Origin of the sequence: Sinomonas albida (genome assembly GCF_004919045.1) — a bacterium.
Taxonomy (GTDB): domain Bacteria; phylum Actinomycetota; class Actinomycetes; order Actinomycetales; family Micrococcaceae; genus Sinomonas; species Sinomonas albida.
Genome location: NZ_SWDW01000035.1, coordinates 1 through 1,141 on the forward strand (window position 1 = coordinate 1; position 1,141 = coordinate 1,141).

The 1,141-nt window shown below is 69.0% G+C and carries 1 protein-coding gene; it reads right to left on the reverse strand.

Annotation, left to right across the window (positions count from 1 at the left end; translation table 11 throughout):
* Positions 1-8: 8 nt before the first annotated feature.
* On the reverse strand, positions 9-1,079 hold the full coding sequence (locus tag E6A26_RS17505; protein ID WP_136612488.1) for an IS30 family transposase: 1,071 nt from the start codon (positions 1,077-1,079) through the stop codon (positions 9-11).
* Between the last annotated feature and the right edge of the window lie 62 nt (positions 1,080-1,141).

Below are 1,141 nucleotides of genomic sequence, written 5' to 3' on the forward strand. Positions count from 1 at the left end.
GGGCGGTCTCAAGGGGTGTTGGCAACGGCTGCTGCGAGGTCTTCGAGGAAGACTTCCCGTGGTGTTCTGAAGCCTAAAGCCTTGCGGGGCCGGTTGTTCAGTTCGAAGGCGATCGCGTCGACGTATTCGGGATGGTTCGGGATCGCGGTGCCCTTGGGCAGGTATTGGCGCAGCAGTCCGTTCGTGTTCTCGTTCGAGCCTCGTTCCCAGGGCGAGTGCGGGTTGGCGAAGTAGACGTCCATGTCGGTGGCGAGCGTCACCGCGGCATGGGCGGCCATCTCGGTGCCGCGGTCCCAGGTCAGGGTCTTGCGCAGGGCCTGGGGGAGGCCGTGGACCTTCTCGATCACGCCTCCGGTGACGCTGGCCGTGGTCCTGTCCGGCAGGGGCACGAGGATCAGGAACCGGCTCCTGCGCTCCACCAGCGTCCCGACCGCGCTGGCGCCGCCGGTGCCGATCACGAGGTCGCCCTCCCAGTGGCCCGGGACCTTCCGGCCCTGGGCCTCCTCCGGGCGGGTATCGATCGAGGGCAGCGAGGCCTGGTAGGCGGTGTTGGCCGCCTTGGACCGGTTCCCCCGCTTCCGGCGCTCGGCCCCGCCCTTGCGGAGCATGATGCCGTGGCGTCTGAGCTCGCCGACGGGCATGGCATAGATCCAGGTGTAGATCGCCTCGTGTGACACGGTGAGCCCTTCCGTCCAGATGCTTCCATCCAACACGGACCCCGGCCCGCTCCGGGCCTCGTGCCCGAGCCGGCCGGCGATCTGCTCCGGGGACAGGCCACGTCCCAAGTCGCGCAGGACCCGGGTGCGCAGCAGCGGGAAGGCATCGACCTTCCGCCAGCCCACCCGCCGCCGGTTCTCGGCAGCGTACCCGTGCGCCTCCGTGGCCCGGTACCGGTCCCGGGCCACGGCCGCCATCAGCGGCAGCTCGGCCCGGGACCAGCGAACGTTCCGACGGATCTCCCTCGACACCACCGACGGCGCCCTGCCCAGCAATCCCGCAATCGCCCGGATCGACATCCGCTTCCCGATCCCGGCCTGGATCATCAGCCGATCCTCAGCGGTCAGCTCCCTACGCTCCATGCGACTCCTCAGCTCATGCCCCGAAATCATCGCAAGCGTTGCTTCGAAGTCCTGAGCTCAAG

Coding starts and splice junctions, on each gene's coding strand:
- E6A26_RS17505 (WP_136612488.1), bottom strand. CDS start 1,079: ATGGAGCGTAGGGAGCTGACCGCTGAGGATCGGCTGATGATCCAGGCC.